The organism is Anaerococcus sp. Marseille-Q7828, from assembly GCF_949769285.1.
Classification (GTDB): Bacteria; Bacillota; Clostridia; order Tissierellales; family Peptoniphilaceae; genus Anaerococcus.
On the sequence record NZ_OX458331.1, the window covers coordinates 547,648 to 565,089 of the forward strand.

Sequence of the window (17,442 nt, forward strand, 5' to 3'; positions counted from 1 at the left end):
TCCCCTATTTAATATCTTCTCTTTGGACATCGTATGCGCCATCGTCGTATTTGGTTACTGATACTATTCTATCTTTATCGTCTTTCATATTTTTGAGGGTGACTCCCATGGTGTTTCTTCCTGTTGTAGAGACATCTTTTGCTCTGATTCTTATTATATCACCTCTTAAGGAAACCATCATTATGTCTTCGTCTATATCTACTGGGATAGTGTCTACTACAAAGCCTGTCTTTTCTGTTACTTTGTGGCATCTGATTCCCTTGCCGCCTCTGTTTTGGTTTTTGAAGTTGTTAAATGATGTCTTCTTGCCAAAGCCATTTTCTGTTACAACTAGTAGGTAGGTTTCCTCACCTCTGATGTTCATTGCTACTACTTCGTCATCTTTGGCTAGTTTTATAGCACGGACTCCACGAGCTTGGCGGCCCATACTTCTCACATCTTCGGTGTTAAATTGGATGGTCATACCGTTTTTAGTTGATATTATTAGTTCTTCTTCTTTTTCTATGTGGCGGGCAGATATTAGCTTATCGCCTTCTTCAAGGCCTATAGCTATGATTCCATTTCTTTGGATAGATGTGAAATTATTTGCATCAGTTTTCTTAATTTTACCATTTTGTGTTTGAAGTACAATCTGATCGTCTTCTTTTAGCTCAGATAGAGGCATAATCTCTGTTATTTTCTCTCCTGAGTTTAGGGATAGAATATTGATTATGGCTTGGCCACGGCTTGTCCTAGATCCTTCTGGGATAGCATAACCCTTTAGGCTATAGACTCTACCAAAAGATGTGAAGAATAGTAAGTCTTCGTGGGTGTTTGTAGTCATGATGCGTTTGATATAGTCATCTTCCTTGGTATTTGCCGCAGAAATTCCCTTGCCTCCCCTGTTTTGTACCTTGTAGGTATCTACTGGTAGGCGTTTGATGTAGCCATCATTTGTTAGGGTGATTAGTATGTCTTCTTCTTCTATAAGCTCTTCTATATCTATATCGCCTTCATCAGCTACAAGCTTGGTGCGACGTTCATCTCCGTATTTTTCCTTAATCTCATTTAATTCTGTTTCGATTAGGTCTATAAGCTTCTCTTCTGAATTTAGGATTGATAGAAGATAGGTAATTGTCTCTTCAAGTTCCTTGTTTTCGGCATTGAGTTTTTCAATTTCTAGTCCTGATAGACGTTTCAATCTCATATCTAGGATAGCTTGAGATTGGAGGTCTGTTAGGCCGAATCTTTCTAAAAATATCGCCTTAATCTCGTTGTCATCATAGGAAGAACGGATGATTTTGATTATCTCATCGATATTATCTATAGCTATTATCAATCCTTCTACTATGTGCTTGCGAGCCTTTGCCTTGTCTAGGTCAAATTGTGTACGTCTGGTTACTACATCTTTTTGGTGGTCGATATAGTATTTGATTAATTCCTTTAAGGTTAGAATTCTTGGTATACCATCAACTAAAGCAAGGTTTATGATACCAAATGTTGTCTCTAGTTGGGTGTATTTATAGAGGTTGTTTAGAACAATATTAGCATTGTAATCGCGTTTGATTTCAATTACAATCCTCATTCCCTTTCTATCTGATTCATCACGGATATCAGATATACCATCTATTCTTTTTTCTTTTACAAGGTCGGCAATCTTTTGTATGAGTTTAGCCTTATTTACTTGGTAAGGGATTTCTGTAACGATAATTCTCTCGCGGTTTTTCTTGAAAGGTTCAATACTAGCTATACCACGAAGTTTAACCTTACCACGACCTGTTTCGTAGGCATCCTTGATTCCTTTTTTGCCAAGGATCTTTGCCCCTGTTGGGAAGTCCGGTCCCTTGATAATTTTGTTTAATTCTTGGATGCTTATCTCAGGGTTTCTCATGTAGGCAATAGAAGCATCTATGGCCTCATTAAGGTTATGTGGAGCCATATTTGTAGCCATACCTACGGCTATACCGTTAGAGCCATTGACCAAAAGATTTGGAAATCTTGATGGTAGGACCACCGGTTCTTTTTCTTCTTCGTCGAAGTTTGGTACAAAGTCTACAGTATTCTTATTGAGATCTCTTAGCATTTCTTTGGCGATTTTTGACATACGGACTTCTGTATAACGCATAGCCGCTGGATCATCACCATCTACAGAACCAAAGTTACCTTGACCTTGGGCTAGGGGATATCTGGTTGAGAAATCTTGGGCAAGACGTACTAGGGCACCATAAAGTGCTGTGTCACCGTGAGGGTGATACTTACCCATTACCTCACCAACTACTCTGGCAGATTTTCTGGTTGGTTTGTTTGGATCAAGACCTAGACCTTCCATACCATAGAGGATTCTTCTGTGTACTGGTTTTAGTCCATCACGTACATCTGGAAGTGCACGAGATACTATTACAGACATAGAATAATCCAGGTAGGCATCCTTCATCTTTTCTTCTAGGTCTACATTTATAATATTGTGTTCATTGTTAATTTCAGTCATCTTGCCTCCTATACGTCAATATTATTTACGTATTTGGCGTTTTCTTCTATGAATTCACGTCTTGGTTCTACCTTTTCTCCCATAAGTAGGCTAAAGGTGTCATCTGTACTTGTTGATTCTTCGTTTTCCAAGACCCTAAGCAATATCCTGTTGTCTGGATTCATGGTTGTTTCCCAAAGTTGCTCAGCATTCATCTCACCAAGACCCTTGTAGCGGTTGATCTTGTAATTTTCGCCTTTGATATCTCCTAAGACCCTATCTCTTTCGGCATCTGAGTATACATAACGTTCAGACCTACCGTGGGTGATTTTGTATAAAGGTGGTTGGGCAACATAAACATGGCCATCATCTATCAACTCTTTCATATACCTATAGAAGAAGGTCAATAGTAGGGTTCTGATATGAGCACCGTCGACGTCGGCATCTGTCATGATGATTATCTTGCCATAGCGAAGTTTTGATATATCAAATTCCTTGCCAACTCCTGTACCAAAGGCTGTTATCATTGCCTTAATCTCTTCTGAATTTAATATGCGGTCTATATTTGCTTTTTCTACATTTAGGATCTTACCACGAAGAGGAAGTATAGCTTGGATGCGATTATCACGTCCACCCTTTGCTGAACCACCAGCTGAGTTACCTTCGACTATAAATATTTCATTTTCGGCAATATCTGTAGATTGGCAGTCAGCCAATTTTCCTGGAAGTGTTGCACTATCAAGTATAGAACGCTTGCGGGTTAGGTCTCTTGCCTTTCTAGCAGCTTCCCTTGCTCTTCTTGATTGAAGAGCCTTGTCAAGGATGGTTTGGGCAACTTTTGGATTTTCTTCTAGGAAGCTTTCTAGCTTGGATGAGAAGAAGCTATCCACAGCCCCACGAACTTCAGAGTTACCAAGTTTTGCCTTGGTTTGACCCTCAAATTGTGGTTCAGATATCTTTACTGATACTATGGCTGTCATACCCTCTCTGACATCTTCACCTTGGAGGTTTTCTTCGTTTTCTTTGATAAACTTATACTTTCTAGCATAGTCATTGACTCCACGAGTTAAGGCAGACCTAAAACCTGATAGGTGGGTACCTCCTTCTGGAGTAAGGATATTATTTGCAAAAGTTAGGATATTTTCAGAATATGAGTCTGTGTATTGGAAGGCAATCTCTATTTCTGTATCTTCTTGACTTCCAATAAAGTGTGGGATTTCTGGCATTATAGAGTCTTTGTTGCGGTTTAAGTAGCCAACAAATTCACTAACTCCACCGTCGTATTTGAATGTTTGGGAAGATTCATCTCTTTGATCTTCAAATATGATTTGTACGCCAGAATTTAGAAAGGCCATTTCGCGGAATCGGCGTTCTAGGGTCTTTTTGTCATATACTGTTGTATCAAAGATTTCTGGGTCAGCCTTAAAGCTTATAGTTGTACCAGTTTCGTTAGTTTCTCCCAAGACTTCCAAATCACTCGTAGCAACTCCACGTTCAAAGGTCATGCGATATAGGTGACCATCTCTTTTGACTTCTGCTATAAGGTATTCTGATAAGGCGTTTACTACAGAAACACCTACACCGTGAAGTCCACCTGAAAAATGATAGGCTGATGAGTCAAACTTACCACCAGCGTGAAGAACTGTAAGAACAGTCTCTAGGGTTGATTTGTGAGTTTGTGGGTGTTCTTTTACTGGTATACCTGATCCGTCATCTTCTACTGTTATAATATTATCTTCTGATACGGTCACTTTTATGTAATCGCAACGGCCGGCAAGAGCCTCGTCTATAGAGTTGTCTACAACTTCATAAACTAGGTGGTGTAGACCTTTTTCACTAGTTGAGCCTATATACATACCAGGTCTTAGTCTAACTGGCTCTAGTCCCTCTAAGACCTTAATATTACCGGCATCGTAATTATTTTCTGTCATAATTTTCCTTTCTAAAATCTCCCTTATCATAAGTTTTGATAGATTTTGCCATTATTTATGTATCTAAGGGAAGACTTATCCACCATATCCAAGCTCTTGGTATTGGTAGCTGTAATAATTGTCTGGTAGCCCTCTAGGTTTTCTAAGAGGAAGTGGGATCTTTTTTCGTCAAGTTCTGAGAAAACATCATCAAATAAAATGACAGATTTATCACCTGTCACTTCCCTTATCAATCTTACTTGGGCTAGTTTTATATTTAGTATTGCTGATCTTTGCTGGCCTTGAGATCCAAAATTTTTGATTAGCTTATCATTTATGGTGATTTCTATCTCGTCTTTGTGGATGCCAGCTTTTGTCGTCTGATACTTTTTGTCTAGGTCATAGGATTTTATAAACTTTTGGTAATAATCTTCTTGGCTAGTGGCCATTATATCAGGCCTATAGTTTATTTTTAAATCCTCTTTGCCTTCTGAGAGCAAATCATGATATTCATTAGCAAATCTTCCTATAAGTTCAGTAATCTTAGCCCTCTTCTTATAGATCCTATAGCCAAAACGGCAAAGATTTTTGTCGAAGGCTCCTACTTGGTCCTCAAAATATGGACTTTTTTGGTTTTTCAAAAGTTTATTTCTCTGAAAAATAAGCTTATCATATTGTTTTTTGATCTGCTTATAGGAAAAATCTACACTTATTATTATATCATCAATTAGGTCTCGCCTTAAATTTGGTCCCTCTTTTATTATAAGCAAATCTTCTGGTGTAAAAAGCACCAAGGAAAAGAGGGCCTTTAAGTCTTTGTTTCTCTCATATTTTACTTCATTTACATAGATATTCTTATTGTTTTGGTCAACATTTATGTAAACGTGCTTAAAATACTTATCTTTTCTAATAATGCCTTCAAGGGACATCCTCTCCTTATCAAAGGAAATAATGTCCTTATCTCTAATCTTCTTAAAGCTTGTAGCATTGGCCAGATAATAAAGGGATTCCAACAAATTTGTCTTGCCCTGGGCATTATCGCCTATAAAGATATTTATATCCTTAGAAAATTCTACATCTGCCTTATCATAATTTCTAAATGAATCTAAGCTTATATTTTTAATCCACATTATAAAATAGTAATTTTGACATCATCAAAGATTAGCCAGTCGCCTTTGTAGAGTTTTTTGCCTGGAGAAAAGCAATCTTCTCCATTTACTATTACTCCCTCATCTTTGATCACTGCCTTGGCAATACCACCAGATGGGAGCAATTGGGTAACTTTTAGCAAATCTTTTAATGTTATCATTTCTGTTTGAAATTCTAATTCTTCCATAGTTTTTTCCTAATTTGCTAGCCTTACTGGAAGAACTAGGTAGGTAAATTCTTCATCTTCGTATTTGCTGTCAACTGGATCTATCAAGCATGGATTTAGGGAAGATTTGAAATTAAGTTTGATCTTGTCGCTGTCAAAGGCTCTGACACCCTCTTGCATATATCTAGCATTGAAGGCTATGTTAAGGTCTGGCCCTTCTTGGTCTATTTCTATAACTTCTTTTACATCTCCTATTTCAGAATTTGATTTGATAATCATGTGGTTTTCGGCAATTTCTATTCTGATAAGATTTGCCCTACCTGGGTCTGACAAAACTTGGGCACGGTCTAGGGCAGATACTAGCTTAGCCTTGTCAACTATAACACTCGTTTCTGATGTTTTATTAATGATATTTCTGTAGTCTATATAGTTTTTATCTATTACTCTGCAATACATAGTAGTGTTTTCAGCTTGGAAAACTAAGTCATTTTCATTTTTATATATTTTGGTAATAGAATCATCAGCTATAATCCTTGACCATTCCATAAGAGATCTCTTTGGTATGATAAATTCGCTATTTTCGTATTCTGATTGGTAGTCCATAGAGTTTTTCTTTAAGGCTACCCTGTAGCCATCAAGAGCCACCATATTTAGACTAGCATCTTTTAGCTCAAATAGAATTCCTGTAAGAGCTAGCTTAGTTTCATCTAAGCTTGTAGCAAATTCTGTTTGTAGAATTGATCTTTTTAATTTATCATTTGATATCTCTAGTGGTGATGTATCTGGAAGTTCTAGGTCTTGTTTTTCAAAATACTCAAAGGCAAGAAGGTTGAAGTTAGAATTTTGACTTCTTATAGAGATTTTGCCATCCTTACTTTCTATCTTTACAATGTCATTAGGAAGTTTTCTAATGATATTAGTAAATAGATTTGCCTTTAAGGCCATCTCGCCTTCTTCCATTACTCTTGCTTCTATAAAGGTCTTGATTGTGATTTCTCCATCAAAAGCAGTCAGTGAGAGTCTATCTTCTTTTGCTTCAAAGTATATTAATTCATGAATTTGTATATTGGTGTTTTTGGATACTGCCCTGTTGGCAATATTGATAGCATTTATCAGCTCATTTTGTTTAACTTCAAATTTCATGGTGTCTCCTCATATAACTATATATATTTAGTAGTATTAGTAGTAGGGCCTGTATATATGTGGAAAAGTCAAGTAAAGCTTTATATCAAGCCATTACTTATACAAAAGATCCTGTGGATAAACCAAGTATAAGTTGGGACTTTATCCACATATCATTTTGAGATTATTTTTATAAATTTTAAATTTACTTATCCACAAGCTTATCCCAAAAGTTATGCACATTTTGCCCTTAGTCAGTCAAAGAATTTCTCAAATCTTCTACTTCTGTTTTAAAATCTTCGTCGCTTTCCATCTGATCTTTTACCTTATCTATGCCATGCATGATGGTAGTATGATCTCTTTCAAAAGCATTTGAAATAGTAACAAGGGATGAATCGGTCAAATCTCTTGATAGGTACATGGCTATATGCCTTGGATTGACTATCTCCTTTTTCCTGCTCTTGCCCTTTAGGTCGGAAACTTTTATAGCATATTTCTCTGCTACCTTTTTTTGTATATCGCCTATATTGATGTGCTTTCTCTTGTGGATGGACCTTGTATTGATCCCCTTTGTCGCATCTTCAAGGTTTATGGTATTTCTCCCATCTCCCTTGGCGTAGGCAATGGCTGTTGATAAAGCACCTTCCAAATCTCTAATGTTTGTATCGATATTTTCAGCTATATAGGTCAATATTTCATTATCTATAAAGGCACCTAATTCATCAGATTTTTTCTGGAGTATGGCAACCCTTGTCTCAAAATCTGGTTTTTGTATATCAACGGTAATACCCCAAGAAAACCTTGAAAGTAACCTATCTTCCAAGTCTTTGATCTCAAGAGGAGGTCTATCTGATGATAGGACTATTTGCTTATCAGCATAGTATAGGTCATTGAAGGTGTGGAATAATTCCGTTTGTGTACCTTCCTTATTAGATAGAAACTGGATGTCGTCTATAAGGAGGATATCTGCTGACCTGTACTTGTCCCTAAATTCTTGGTTTAAATTTTGGTTTTTGGACCTGCTAGTTGGCTGGATACTTGCTATAAGCTCATTTGTAAAGCGTTCACTAGATATATACATGACATATAAGTCGTCGCGTTCTTCAAGGATCTTATGGGCTATGGCCTGCATCAAGTGAGTTTTGCCAAGGCCCGAATCTCCATATATAAATAGAGGGTTGTAGACCTTATTAGGGTGGCCATTTATGATATTTTCAGTAACTGCACTGGCAACAGCTAGGGCGTATTGGTTGGATTTGCCTTGGATGAAGTTTTCAAAGGTGTAGTTCCTATCCAAAAGTGGCTTTGGATACTTGTTTACTCCCTTTATCCTCATCTGCCCATCGTCATCAAAGTTATTGCCCAAGGTCAAGATTCTAGAATATGAATCAGAATCCCTTGCAACAACCACGACCTTATAGTGGCCAGGCTCATCTTTTGTAATCCTATCCAAGCTTTCTTGGAGGGACGGGGTCCATATCTTATCGTAAACGAAAATCATATTGGACTTTGGTATTTCCAAATACAGAGTATTTTCATAGAGATTTAATGGTTTTAAAATATCTATCCATGTGTAATATTGACTCTCATCTGGAATATTCATTTTCATTTCATTTTTTAATTCATCTGTAATGTATTCTAAATTGATCATCATCAAGCCTTTCTTAGTAAAAATCTTTCCACAAGTATAAAGACCTATATTTAAAGGATTAGACCAAATAATAGGACTTATCCACTAATGTGGATTAAATTGTGGATAAGTTGAAAAATTTTAAATAAAGCTCTATTTTATGAGATTAAAATTATAAAAAATCGAGAAAAATAAAAAAAATTAAAACTTTTCCACAAAAATATAACCTATGAAAAGCAAAAACTGGCTTTTCCATATATTTTTACACCTCAAATTATACTATAAAATAGAGATTTGTACAAGTTATCCACATCTTGTTAATAAGTTTTGGGAAAACTCCCCAAGAAAATTATTATTTAAGATTTTTAATTGTTGATATGTGGATAAGTCTGTGTATTTATTTATAGTTTTTATAATTTTATTTTGATTTTGTCCATATAATGGGATTTTGATTTTTTTATACTCACATATATTAATTTTTTTTCATTTGGATAAGTGTTCAAATATTGTTGATAAAAATTCTTCCCAAAATATTTATCCACATTGAAAAAATATAAGAGAATTCTCTAAAATTTGGTATATTTATAAGGAAAATCCAAGAATTTTTATTCATGGCAAATATTCATAGCTAATTTAGGATTAAAAGAGCTAAAAAACCTTGACAGAATAGCTATTTCTACATATAATAATATGAGTCAAAATTTATGAGGAGGTGTAATAATGAAAAGAACCTATCAACCAAATAGAAGAAAAAGAGCTAAAGATCATGGTTTTAGAAAAAGAATGTCAACACCAGGTGGCAGACGCGTTATTAAAGCTAGACGTAAGAAAAACAGAAAAAGACTTTCAGCTTAATTTATAAGCCATAAGTTTTGCTTTTTTACTTAGATTTAAGGACATAGATGGAAAAGCGAATAAGTTTAAGAAAAGATACTGACTTTCAGAGAGTATACAAAAAGAATCAAGCTTTTTTTAATAGAGACTTTACTGTATTGATCAAAAACAATGGCCTCTCCCATCCCCGCTTTGGTTTTCCTATAAGCAAAAAGATTGGTAAGGCCAACCAAAGAAATAAACTTAAGAGAAAACTACGCGATATAGTAAGGAATAATTACAAAAATCTCAATGGAGTTGATATTGTTATCATTCCAAAAAAGCATGTCACAGAATTTGACTACATCAGACTTAAGAAATCTCTAGGTCACGTACTTAGCAAAGCATTTAAAAAGAATAAGATTTTTTATGTTAAATAAAATTTTTATAAAAATCATTATATTTTATCGAAACTACATTTCTCCACAACTTGGCTTTGGAAAGTGCAAATATCATCCAACCTGTTCTAGCTACGCTATTGAGTGTTTTAGAAGGTATGGATTTGTAAAAGCATTTTTGATGTCTGTGTGGAGAATTTTACGATGCAATCCTTTTTCCAAGGGTGGATATGACCCTGTCCCTTAATTTATATTATATGGAGAGATTATGATAAATTTTTTAGCTAGCATTTTGGGCAAGCTAATGAGATGGATATATGATTCGCTATCAGCAACCGGTGTAGAACCAGAAAACATTTCTTATTATGCCATAGCAATCATTATTATGACTCTTTTAGTTTCCCTAATCACAATACCAGTTACAATTTCCAGCCAAAAACAGGCTGAACAAACTCAAAGAATAAAACCTAAGATGGATGAAATCCAAAAGAAATATTCCTATGACCAACAAATCATGCAAAAAAAGATGCAAGAGCTATATAAGGAAGAGGGTGTCAATCCAGGTATTTCATCTTGTCTTATGATGATTTTTCAACTTTTAATCCTCTTTGGATTATTTAGAGTTATGAACGATACAAAAACCTTTGTCTTCCCTGAGGGCATAGAAAATCTTAGAAGAGATTTCTACTGGGTGCCAGATCTAACACTTGCAGACCCACTATGGTTCGGTTTGCCATTACTTACAAGTATATCCCAATTTTTGGTAACCCTATTTTCAATGAAGACTAACCCTCAAATGAGTGAAGGACCAATGAGTGCCATGAATAAATCTTTTTTATTTATGCCACTAATTTTCTTTATGACCTTTATCAGACTACCAGCTGGTCTTCCACTTTACTATACAATGAGTTCTCTTATCAGACTTATTATTATGGTAATAATGCATTACACAGTTAAAAAACCAAAACAATTAAATGAGGTAAAAGATGAAAAAGTCAATAATAAAACAAGCAAAAAATAAAGAAGAAGCTATCAGATTAGCCTTAAATGAAATTGGTAAAGACAGATCAGAAGTTGAAATAGAAGTCATAGAAGAAGGATCTGCTGGATTTTTGGGCCTTGGCAGCAAGGATGCTGTTGTAAAAGTAATATATGATGAGAGTGTAGAAGAAAGCTTATTTGATTTTGAAGAAGAAATCAAAAGAGATAGCTCTAAAGGAAATTCATACAATATTTCTAAAAGATCAGAGTATTACAAAAACGAAGCTTCTGCAAATTACAAAAGTGATGATCAGCCAGAAATCCCTAGCCAAAAGGAAGACTACCAATATGATTCTGCTGCCTTTGAAGATTCTATAAAAAGCATCAGGGGCGAGGAAGAAGACTTAGGAGAATACTCTAGACTTCAAAAAATCAATTCTTACCAAGAGAATTCATCAAAAGAAAAAAAGGAAAATCCAGACTTATCCCAAGTTTTGGACCACAACATTGACTCTATAACTAATGATGGCTACAAGATAGAAAGACGTCCAGAGCCAGTTTTTGAAGAAGAAAAACCACAAGACGAATCTAGTGAAGATTTAGCAGAAGATTCAATAGAAGAATCAAAAGAAGAAAGCAAAGATGAGTCAATAGCAAGAGTATTTACTGCAGGTGCAGATTCTTCTAAGGTGAATATTGCCAAGGAAAAACAACAATCTGACATTGACAAGTACTACAAGGCCAAGGAATTTTTAGAAGAAATCTTAGAGCAAATGCACTTCGAAAATGCTACAGTTTATGGCAACTTAGAAGGATCAATCATCAAACTTGATGCCAAGGTTGATGAAAATGACACAGGCATTGCCATAGGTAGAGGCGGCCAAACTCTAGATGCCATAGAGCTTTTGATTAGAAAATCTATTGATTCAAGGGCAAACAACCTCAGAGTAAATGTAGATATCAATAATTACAAAAAACGTAGAGATGAAAAAATTGTAGAACTTGCAGCAGACACTGCAAGAAAAGTTCAAAGAAGCAAGAAATCTTGGAACTTAAAATACATGAACTCCTACGAAAGAAGACTAGCCCACGAAGAAATTAGCAAACATGAAAATGTAACTAGCCACTCAGAAGGCATAGAACCAAAACGTTATGTAGTTGTTTCTTACCTAGAAGATGAAGAAGAATAATGCTGGACCCAGAGGGGTCCTCTTTTTTTGCCTGTAAAACACTAAAGCAAATCGCCATAAATTTATAAAAAGCCTTACAAACATTGACATTTTAATATTTTCGCTTATAATCTTTATGTTACAAACCACGGGTCAAAGACGTGGATATACGAAAAGGAGAATATATGAGTGAAGCTACTATAGCAGCAATTTCCACTCCAACTGGTACCGGTGGTATATCCATTGTTAGGATGAGTGGAGATAAGAGCAAAGAAATAATTGATAAAATTTTCTCTCCCCTTGCTGGTGGTCCAATAGATAGAAAAAAGGACAACCGCAGGATGAGATATGGAAATATTGTGGACGGCGATGAAGTAATAGATGAGGTTATGGTTTCCTTTATGGCAGGGCCTGCCACCTACACACGCGAAGATATCGTAGAAATCAATTGCCATGGTTCCTTTATTTCTGTCAAAAAGATATTAAACCTGGTTTTGGATTCTGGAGCAGTTTTGGCCGAGCCTGGTGAATTTACTAAACGTGCCTTTTTAAATGGTAGGATAGACCTATCCCAAGCTGAGGCAGTTTTGGATATTATAAATTCAACCAACGACATGAGCCAAGCCCAAGGAATCAACCAACTTCGTGGGTCACTAAAAGACGAGATTGAGAAAATAAGACAAGTCCTACTTGAAGCCCTATCACGTCTGGAATACTCCATAAACTTCACAGAAGATGGTGAAGACCTAGAACCAGATGAGATAATAGCTTATATGGACCAGGCCAAAGCTCTAATTGATAAATTATTAAACACTTCCAATAAGGGAAAAATTATAAAGGATGGTATAAATACAACTATTATTGGCAAGCCAAATGTGGGCAAGTCTTCCCTATTAAATGCCCTCTTAAAAGAAAATCGCGCCATTGTTACAGATATCCCTGGTACTACTCGTGACTTGATCAGTGAATATATCAACCTTGGATCTTTTACCCTGAAGATAAACGATACAGCTGGTATCCGTGATACAGAAGATATTGTAGAAAAAATTGGCGTAGATAAGTCAATAGAGCTTTCCCAAGCTAGTGATCTTATAATAGCTATTTTTGATGCATCAAGAGAATTTGACCATGAAGATGAAAAAATCCTAGACCTTATCAAGGATAAAAACACTATCATAATCTTAAACAAACAAGATTTGGATACTAAATTTGATAAGTCAAAATTTGCTCTGGACCTTCCTATAATAGAAGCTTCCATGACAGAAAATATAGGCATAGATAAGCTGGAAGAAACTATAACAGATATATTTGATACTAGTGAAATCAATCGCGAGTCAGTTTTGATTACAAACACTCGACATGAAAGACTTTTAAATTCTGCAAGAGAAAAATTAGCCTCTTCACTTAAAGATATAAGGATAGGCATACCTCTTGATGCAGTAGAAGTTGACCTAAGAGGATCATATGACGACCTGGGTCTAATAATAGGTCAATCAGTTTCAGATGAGATAATGGATAAAGTATTTAAGGAGTTTTGTGTTGGAAAATAAATATGTACAAAAATCCTATGATGTAGTTGTAATTGGTGCAGGCCATGCAGGTTGTGAAGCAGCTCTAGCCTCTGCTCGCTTGGGTATGTCTACCCTAATCCTTACAACAAGTCTAGAGTCAATAGCAGATATGCCATGCAATCCAAACATTGGTGGAACAGGCAAGGGTCACTTGGTACGTGAAGTTGATGCTTTGGGTGGACAAATGGCTAAGATTATTGATGAGACCTTCATACAATCTAGGATGCTAAACACCAGTAAGGGTCCAGCTGTTCACTCACTTAGAGTTCAAGCTGACAAGAGAAAATATCACGAAGTAATGAAAAAGGTCCTAGAAGATCAAGAAAACATTGACATCTTCGAGCAAGAAGTTGATAAGATAAATTATGAAGATGGCAAAATTGTTTCATGTGAAACAATTCAAGGGGCAATCTTTCCATGCAAGGCTGTCATAGTTTGTACAGGAACTTACCTCAATGGAAAGATTCTAATAGGAGAATTTGAAAAAGTTTCTGGCCCTCATGGTCTTTCTGCAGCAACACATCTATCTGATTGCTTAGAAGAAATGGGATTTTTTCTAAGACGTTTTAAGACAGGAACCCCAGCTAGGGTTGACCGCAAGACTATAGACTTTTCGAAAACAGAAGTTCAAGCAGGTGATGGTGAGATTGTTCCATTTTCTTTTGCTAACGAAGATTTAGATTTTTCTGGAGCAAAACAAGAAAATTGTTATCTAACCTACACAACGCCAGAGACGAAGAAAATCATCATGGATAACATCGACCGCTCCCCTATTTATGGTGGCAAGGTAAAAGGAATTGGACCTCGTTATTGCCCATCCCTTGAAGATAAGATGATTAGATTTGCAGATAGGGATACCCACCAGATTTTCTTAGAACCAGAGTCTTTGTCAACTGATGAAATCTACGTTCAAGGTGCATCTTCATCTATGCCTCAAGAAGTTCAGATGGAATTTTACAAAACTATCATTGGTCTAGAAAACGCCAAGATAATGAGACCAGCCTATGCCATCGAGTACGATATGATTGATACACGCGAGCTTAACCTTACTTTGGAATCAAAGGCTTATTCTGGCTTATATTTTGCTGGCCAAATCAATGGATCTAGTGGCTATGAAGAAGCTGCCAGCCAAGGTCTTATGGCAGGAATAAATGCAGCACTTAAAATCAAGGGCCATGATCCATTTATCCTTGACCGTTCAGATGCCTATATTGGTGTTCTTATAGATGACTTAGTGACTGAGGGAACTAATGAACCTTATCGTATGATGACAAGTAGGTGCGAATATCGTTTAACCTTGCGCCAAGACAATGCTGATCATAGGTTGACTGAAAAAGGCTACAAGATTGGTTTGGTAGACGAAGAACGCTATCAAAAAATGCTTAGCAAATACCAAGCCATTGAGAATGAAAAAGCAAGACTTAAAAAAATAATGATGACGCCAACCAAAGAAACCAATCAAAAGTTAGAAGAACTAGGATCAAACCCACTTGTAACTGGAGTTTCTTTATACGATTTAATAAAAAGACCAGAACTTGATTATAAAACTCTCGCAGTATTTGACCCAGATAGACCTGAGCTTCCAAAATTCCAACAAATTCAAGTTCAAACTGAAATCAAATACGAGGGTTATATTGCCAAACAAATGGCTGATATAGAGAAATTTAAAAAACTTGAAGCAAAGAAATTGCCAGAAGATATCGACTATGAAAAGATTGCAGGACTTAAAAAAGAAGCGGCTATAAAGTTAAATGATATCAAACCAGATTCAGTTGGACAAGCTAGTAGGATTTCTGGAGTTAGCCCTGCAGATATAAATGTACTGCTCATTAGATTAAAGACAGGAGAAGTTAGTGGATAAGGAAAAAATGTATAAAATTTATACTGACTATTTATTGGAAGTAAATTCTCATACCAATTTAACAAGTATTACAGATCCAAAAGAAATTGAGATTAAACACTACCAAGATTCACTTTCTGTATTACCTTATATAAAGGAAGGTTCTAAAGTATTAGACATAGGAGCTGGTGCAGGATTTCCAGGCATACCATTACGTATAGAAAAAGACATAGACCTAACTCTTATAGATAGCGTTAACAAAAAAGTTAACTTCATGAATGAAGTAATTGAAAAGCTTGGTCTTGATAAGGCCATTGCTATTCATACAAGGGCAGAAGATTTTGCTAAGGAAAAACGTGAAACTTACGATGTAGTTGTAAGTCGTGCTGTAGCAAATATGTCCACCTTAACAGAATACTGCCTACCTTTTTTAAAAACAGGCGGTATATTTATAGCATTAAAAGGTCCTAAGGCTGATGAGGAATTAGAACAAGCTAAAAACGCTATAAAGGTCTTGGGCGGCAAGGTTAAAAAGATTGACCGATTTGACCTAGATGGCAACGAGAGAGTAAATATAATCGTCGAAAAAGTTCATCCAACAAAAAAACAATATCCAAGGGGAAAGAATCTCCCTAAAAAGAATCCTTTGTAAAATTCAAAGGATTTTTTGTTGCGTTCACTTAAGTGAGTTGAGCGAACGAATGTGAGCGAAACAAAAAACCACCTGCTATGCAGGTGGAGGGATTAAGCTTTAGCTTCAAGACCAAAAAATTCTCACTTGTAATATAATTGTGATAACCACATGCACAATAAAAACAAGGAGAATAAATTGGACAACAATAGTTTATCACATACAAAATGGAGATGTAAATATCATATAGTATTTGCCCCGAAATTTAGAAGACAAGAAATATATGGGAAACTAAAAAAAGACATAGGTCAAATACTACGAGAACTATGTCAAAGAAAAGGAATAAACATAATAGAAGCGGAGCTGTGCCCAGATCATGTCCATATGCTTATAGAAGTACCACCAAAATATAGTATCTCAGAAATAATGGGATATCTAAAAGGAAAAAGTTCACTAATAATATTTGATCGACACGCAAACTTAAAATATAAATATGGAAACAGACATTTCTGGTGTAGAGGTTATTACGTAGATACAGTAGGGCGAAATGAGAAAATGATAAAAGAATATATACAAAATCAACTAAAAGAAGACTATTATGCGGATCAAATAAGTATCAAGGAATACTATGACCCGTTTACGGGAGAGTCAGTAAAAAGAAGCAATAAATAAACTGCTTAAGCAGAAGCTGAGAAAGTGGTGCATGTGGAGATAATACTCGGAGCCCCAATAGGGGCGTGCCGGTATTCGCGCCTTCTAGGCGCTGTGGAAACTACCAGCTAAGCTGGTAGTTCTGATTTCACATGAAACATTTGGGTATATATGTAAAAAAGATGAAAGGAATATTATGAGTAAAACAAAGGAATTTTTAAAAATTATTGGAAGCCTAGTCTTGCTTATTATTTTAACGGCACTTGTTGGAGTTTTTCTAGGTTTAGCAGGATTTAATCCTAATACTTCCGGTGCAGGGATTATCGTCGTACTACTCTCACAACTTGTATTTGGAGTTTGCACTTATTTGATTATTAAGAAAAAAAATCTATATATAAACGACAGGGGTATTTTAAAAGACTCTTGGAAGATGATAATTATTGGTCTTGGAACAGCTGGTTTTGGAAATATACTTTTAAGCCAGGTAGTAATGGCCCTTGGTGAAGATAATGCCTTGGTAAAAAATTCATATGACATGCTAAACACAGCTTTTGGCACAACCAATACTTTTGAAACAGTAATTCAAATACTAGTATTAGTTATCGTAGCACCTATAGTAGAAGAGTATCTTTTCAGAGGATATGTATTTGCTGAGTGTAAGAAGATGTTTTCTTTACCAGCATCACTTATTTTAAATGGTTTGCTTTTTGGCCTCTTTCATATGAACCTATTGCAAGGTATTAATACATTTTTCCTAGCAATTGTTCTATCACTAATTTATTATCATAGGGCAAATATAAAGGATAATATTATAGTTCATATGAGTAATAATGCAGTGGCTGTTTTGCCAGCCTTTTTTCCAAAAGCACTTACAGTCATATCTGCCATCACTATCATTTCTATAATATTTGGACTTTACTTTTTGGTAAAAATTTGCAGAGAAAAATCAGCCTAAGGGCTGATTT

16 protein-coding genes are annotated in these 17,442 nt (G+C 35.7%); 10 read left to right on the forward strand and 6 right to left on the reverse strand.

Going from position 1 to position 17,442, the window contains the following annotated elements; genetic code table 11:
* Positions 1-4 precede the first annotated feature (4 nt).
* From gyrA to dnaA, 6 genes are all read right to left on the reverse strand, one after another.
* Entirely contained in the window at positions 5-2,467 is a 2,463-nt protein-coding gene (gyrA, locus tag QNH69_RS02640) for a DNA gyrase subunit A (protein ID WP_282929067.1), read from the reverse strand.
* An 8-nt stretch (positions 2,468-2,475) separates the two neighbouring features.
* On the reverse strand, positions 2,476-4,377 hold the full coding sequence (gyrB, locus tag QNH69_RS02645; protein WP_282929068.1) for a DNA topoisomerase (ATP-hydrolyzing) subunit B: 1,902 nt from the start codon (positions 4,375-4,377) through the stop codon (positions 2,476-2,478).
* Between the two features lie 26 nt (positions 4,378-4,403).
* Positions 4,404-5,486: a DNA replication/repair protein RecF gene (gene recF, locus QNH69_RS02650; RefSeq protein ID WP_282929069.1), complete on the reverse strand. Its 1,083-nt coding sequence runs from the start codon at positions 5,484-5,486 to the stop codon at positions 4,404-4,406.
* Positions 5,486-5,692 (reverse strand): RNA-binding S4 domain-containing protein, encoded by a 207-nt coding sequence (locus QNH69_RS02655; protein ID WP_282929070.1) that lies wholly within the window; start codon positions 5,690-5,692, stop codon positions 5,486-5,488. The genes recF and QNH69_RS02655 overlap by 1 nt, the downstream gene beginning before the upstream one ends.
* Before the next feature lie 9 nt (positions 5,693-5,701).
* Positions 5,702-6,814, reverse strand: coding sequence for a DNA polymerase III subunit beta (gene dnaN, locus QNH69_RS02660; protein ID WP_282929071.1), 1,113 nt, complete (start codon positions 6,812-6,814; stop codon positions 5,702-5,704).
* Between the two features lie 229 nt (positions 6,815-7,043).
* A complete protein-coding gene (gene dnaA / locus QNH69_RS02665) occupies positions 7,044-8,444 on the reverse strand; it encodes a chromosomal replication initiator protein DnaA (protein ID WP_282930184.1) in 1,401 nt (466 codons plus the stop codon).
* 699 nt (positions 8,445-9,143) lie between these two features.
* On the opposite strand from dnaA, the gene rpmH reads away from it, so the two are divergent.
* The 10 genes from rpmH to QNH69_RS02715 all read left to right on the forward strand — a co-directional run bounded on the left by rpmH (position 9,144) and on the right by QNH69_RS02715 (position 17,432).
* On the forward strand, positions 9,144-9,278 hold the full coding sequence (gene rpmH / locus QNH69_RS02670) for a 50S ribosomal protein L34 (protein WP_044567037.1): 135 nt from the start codon (positions 9,144-9,146) through the stop codon (positions 9,276-9,278).
* A gap of 47 nt (positions 9,279-9,325) precedes the next feature.
* The gene (gene rnpA, locus QNH69_RS02675) at positions 9,326-9,676 is read left to right on the forward strand and encodes a ribonuclease P protein component (RefSeq protein ID WP_282929072.1); all 351 of its coding nucleotides are present in this window, start codon (positions 9,326-9,328) and stop codon (positions 9,674-9,676) included.
* Positions 9,666-9,881: a membrane protein insertion efficiency factor YidD gene (gene yidD / locus QNH69_RS02680; RefSeq protein ID WP_073998672.1), complete on the forward strand. Its 216-nt coding sequence runs from the start codon at positions 9,666-9,668 to the stop codon at positions 9,879-9,881. Before rnpA ends, yidD begins: the two co-directional genes overlap by 11 nt.
* A 21-nt stretch (positions 9,882-9,902) precedes the next feature.
* A complete protein-coding gene (locus QNH69_RS02685; protein ID WP_282929073.1) occupies positions 9,903-10,655 on the forward strand; it encodes a YidC/Oxa1 family membrane protein insertase in 753 nt (250 codons plus the stop codon).
* On the forward strand, positions 10,621-11,805 hold the full coding sequence (locus tag QNH69_RS02690) for a protein jag (RefSeq protein ID WP_282929074.1): 1,185 nt from the start codon (positions 10,621-10,623) through the stop codon (positions 11,803-11,805). Before QNH69_RS02685 ends, QNH69_RS02690 begins: the two co-directional genes overlap by 35 nt.
* 164 nt (positions 11,806-11,969) lie before the next feature.
* Positions 11,970-13,334, forward strand: coding sequence for a tRNA uridine-5-carboxymethylaminomethyl(34) synthesis GTPase MnmE (gene mnmE, locus QNH69_RS02695; protein WP_282929075.1), 1,365 nt, complete (start codon positions 11,970-11,972; stop codon positions 13,332-13,334).
* Complete coding sequence (gene mnmG / locus QNH69_RS02700) at positions 13,321-15,216, forward strand: tRNA uridine-5-carboxymethylaminomethyl(34) synthesis enzyme MnmG (RefSeq protein WP_282929076.1); 1,896 nt, start codon at positions 13,321-13,323, stop codon at positions 15,214-15,216. Before mnmE ends, mnmG begins: the two co-directional genes overlap by 14 nt.
* Positions 15,217-15,223: 7 nt before the next feature.
* Positions 15,224-15,847 (forward strand): 16S rRNA (guanine(527)-N(7))-methyltransferase RsmG, encoded by a 624-nt coding sequence (gene rsmG, locus QNH69_RS02705; RefSeq protein WP_282930185.1) that lies wholly within the window; start codon positions 15,224-15,226, stop codon positions 15,845-15,847.
* A 150-nt stretch (positions 15,848-15,997) separates the two neighbouring features.
* Complete coding sequence (tnpA, locus tag QNH69_RS02710; protein ID WP_084593708.1) at positions 15,998-16,498, forward strand: IS200/IS605 family transposase; 501 nt, start codon at positions 15,998-16,000, stop codon at positions 16,496-16,498.
* Between the two features lie 175 nt (positions 16,499-16,673).
* A complete protein-coding gene (locus QNH69_RS02715) occupies positions 16,674-17,432 on the forward strand; it encodes a type II CAAX endopeptidase family protein (protein WP_282929077.1) in 759 nt (252 codons plus the stop codon).
* Positions 17,433-17,442: the final 10 nt, after the last annotated feature.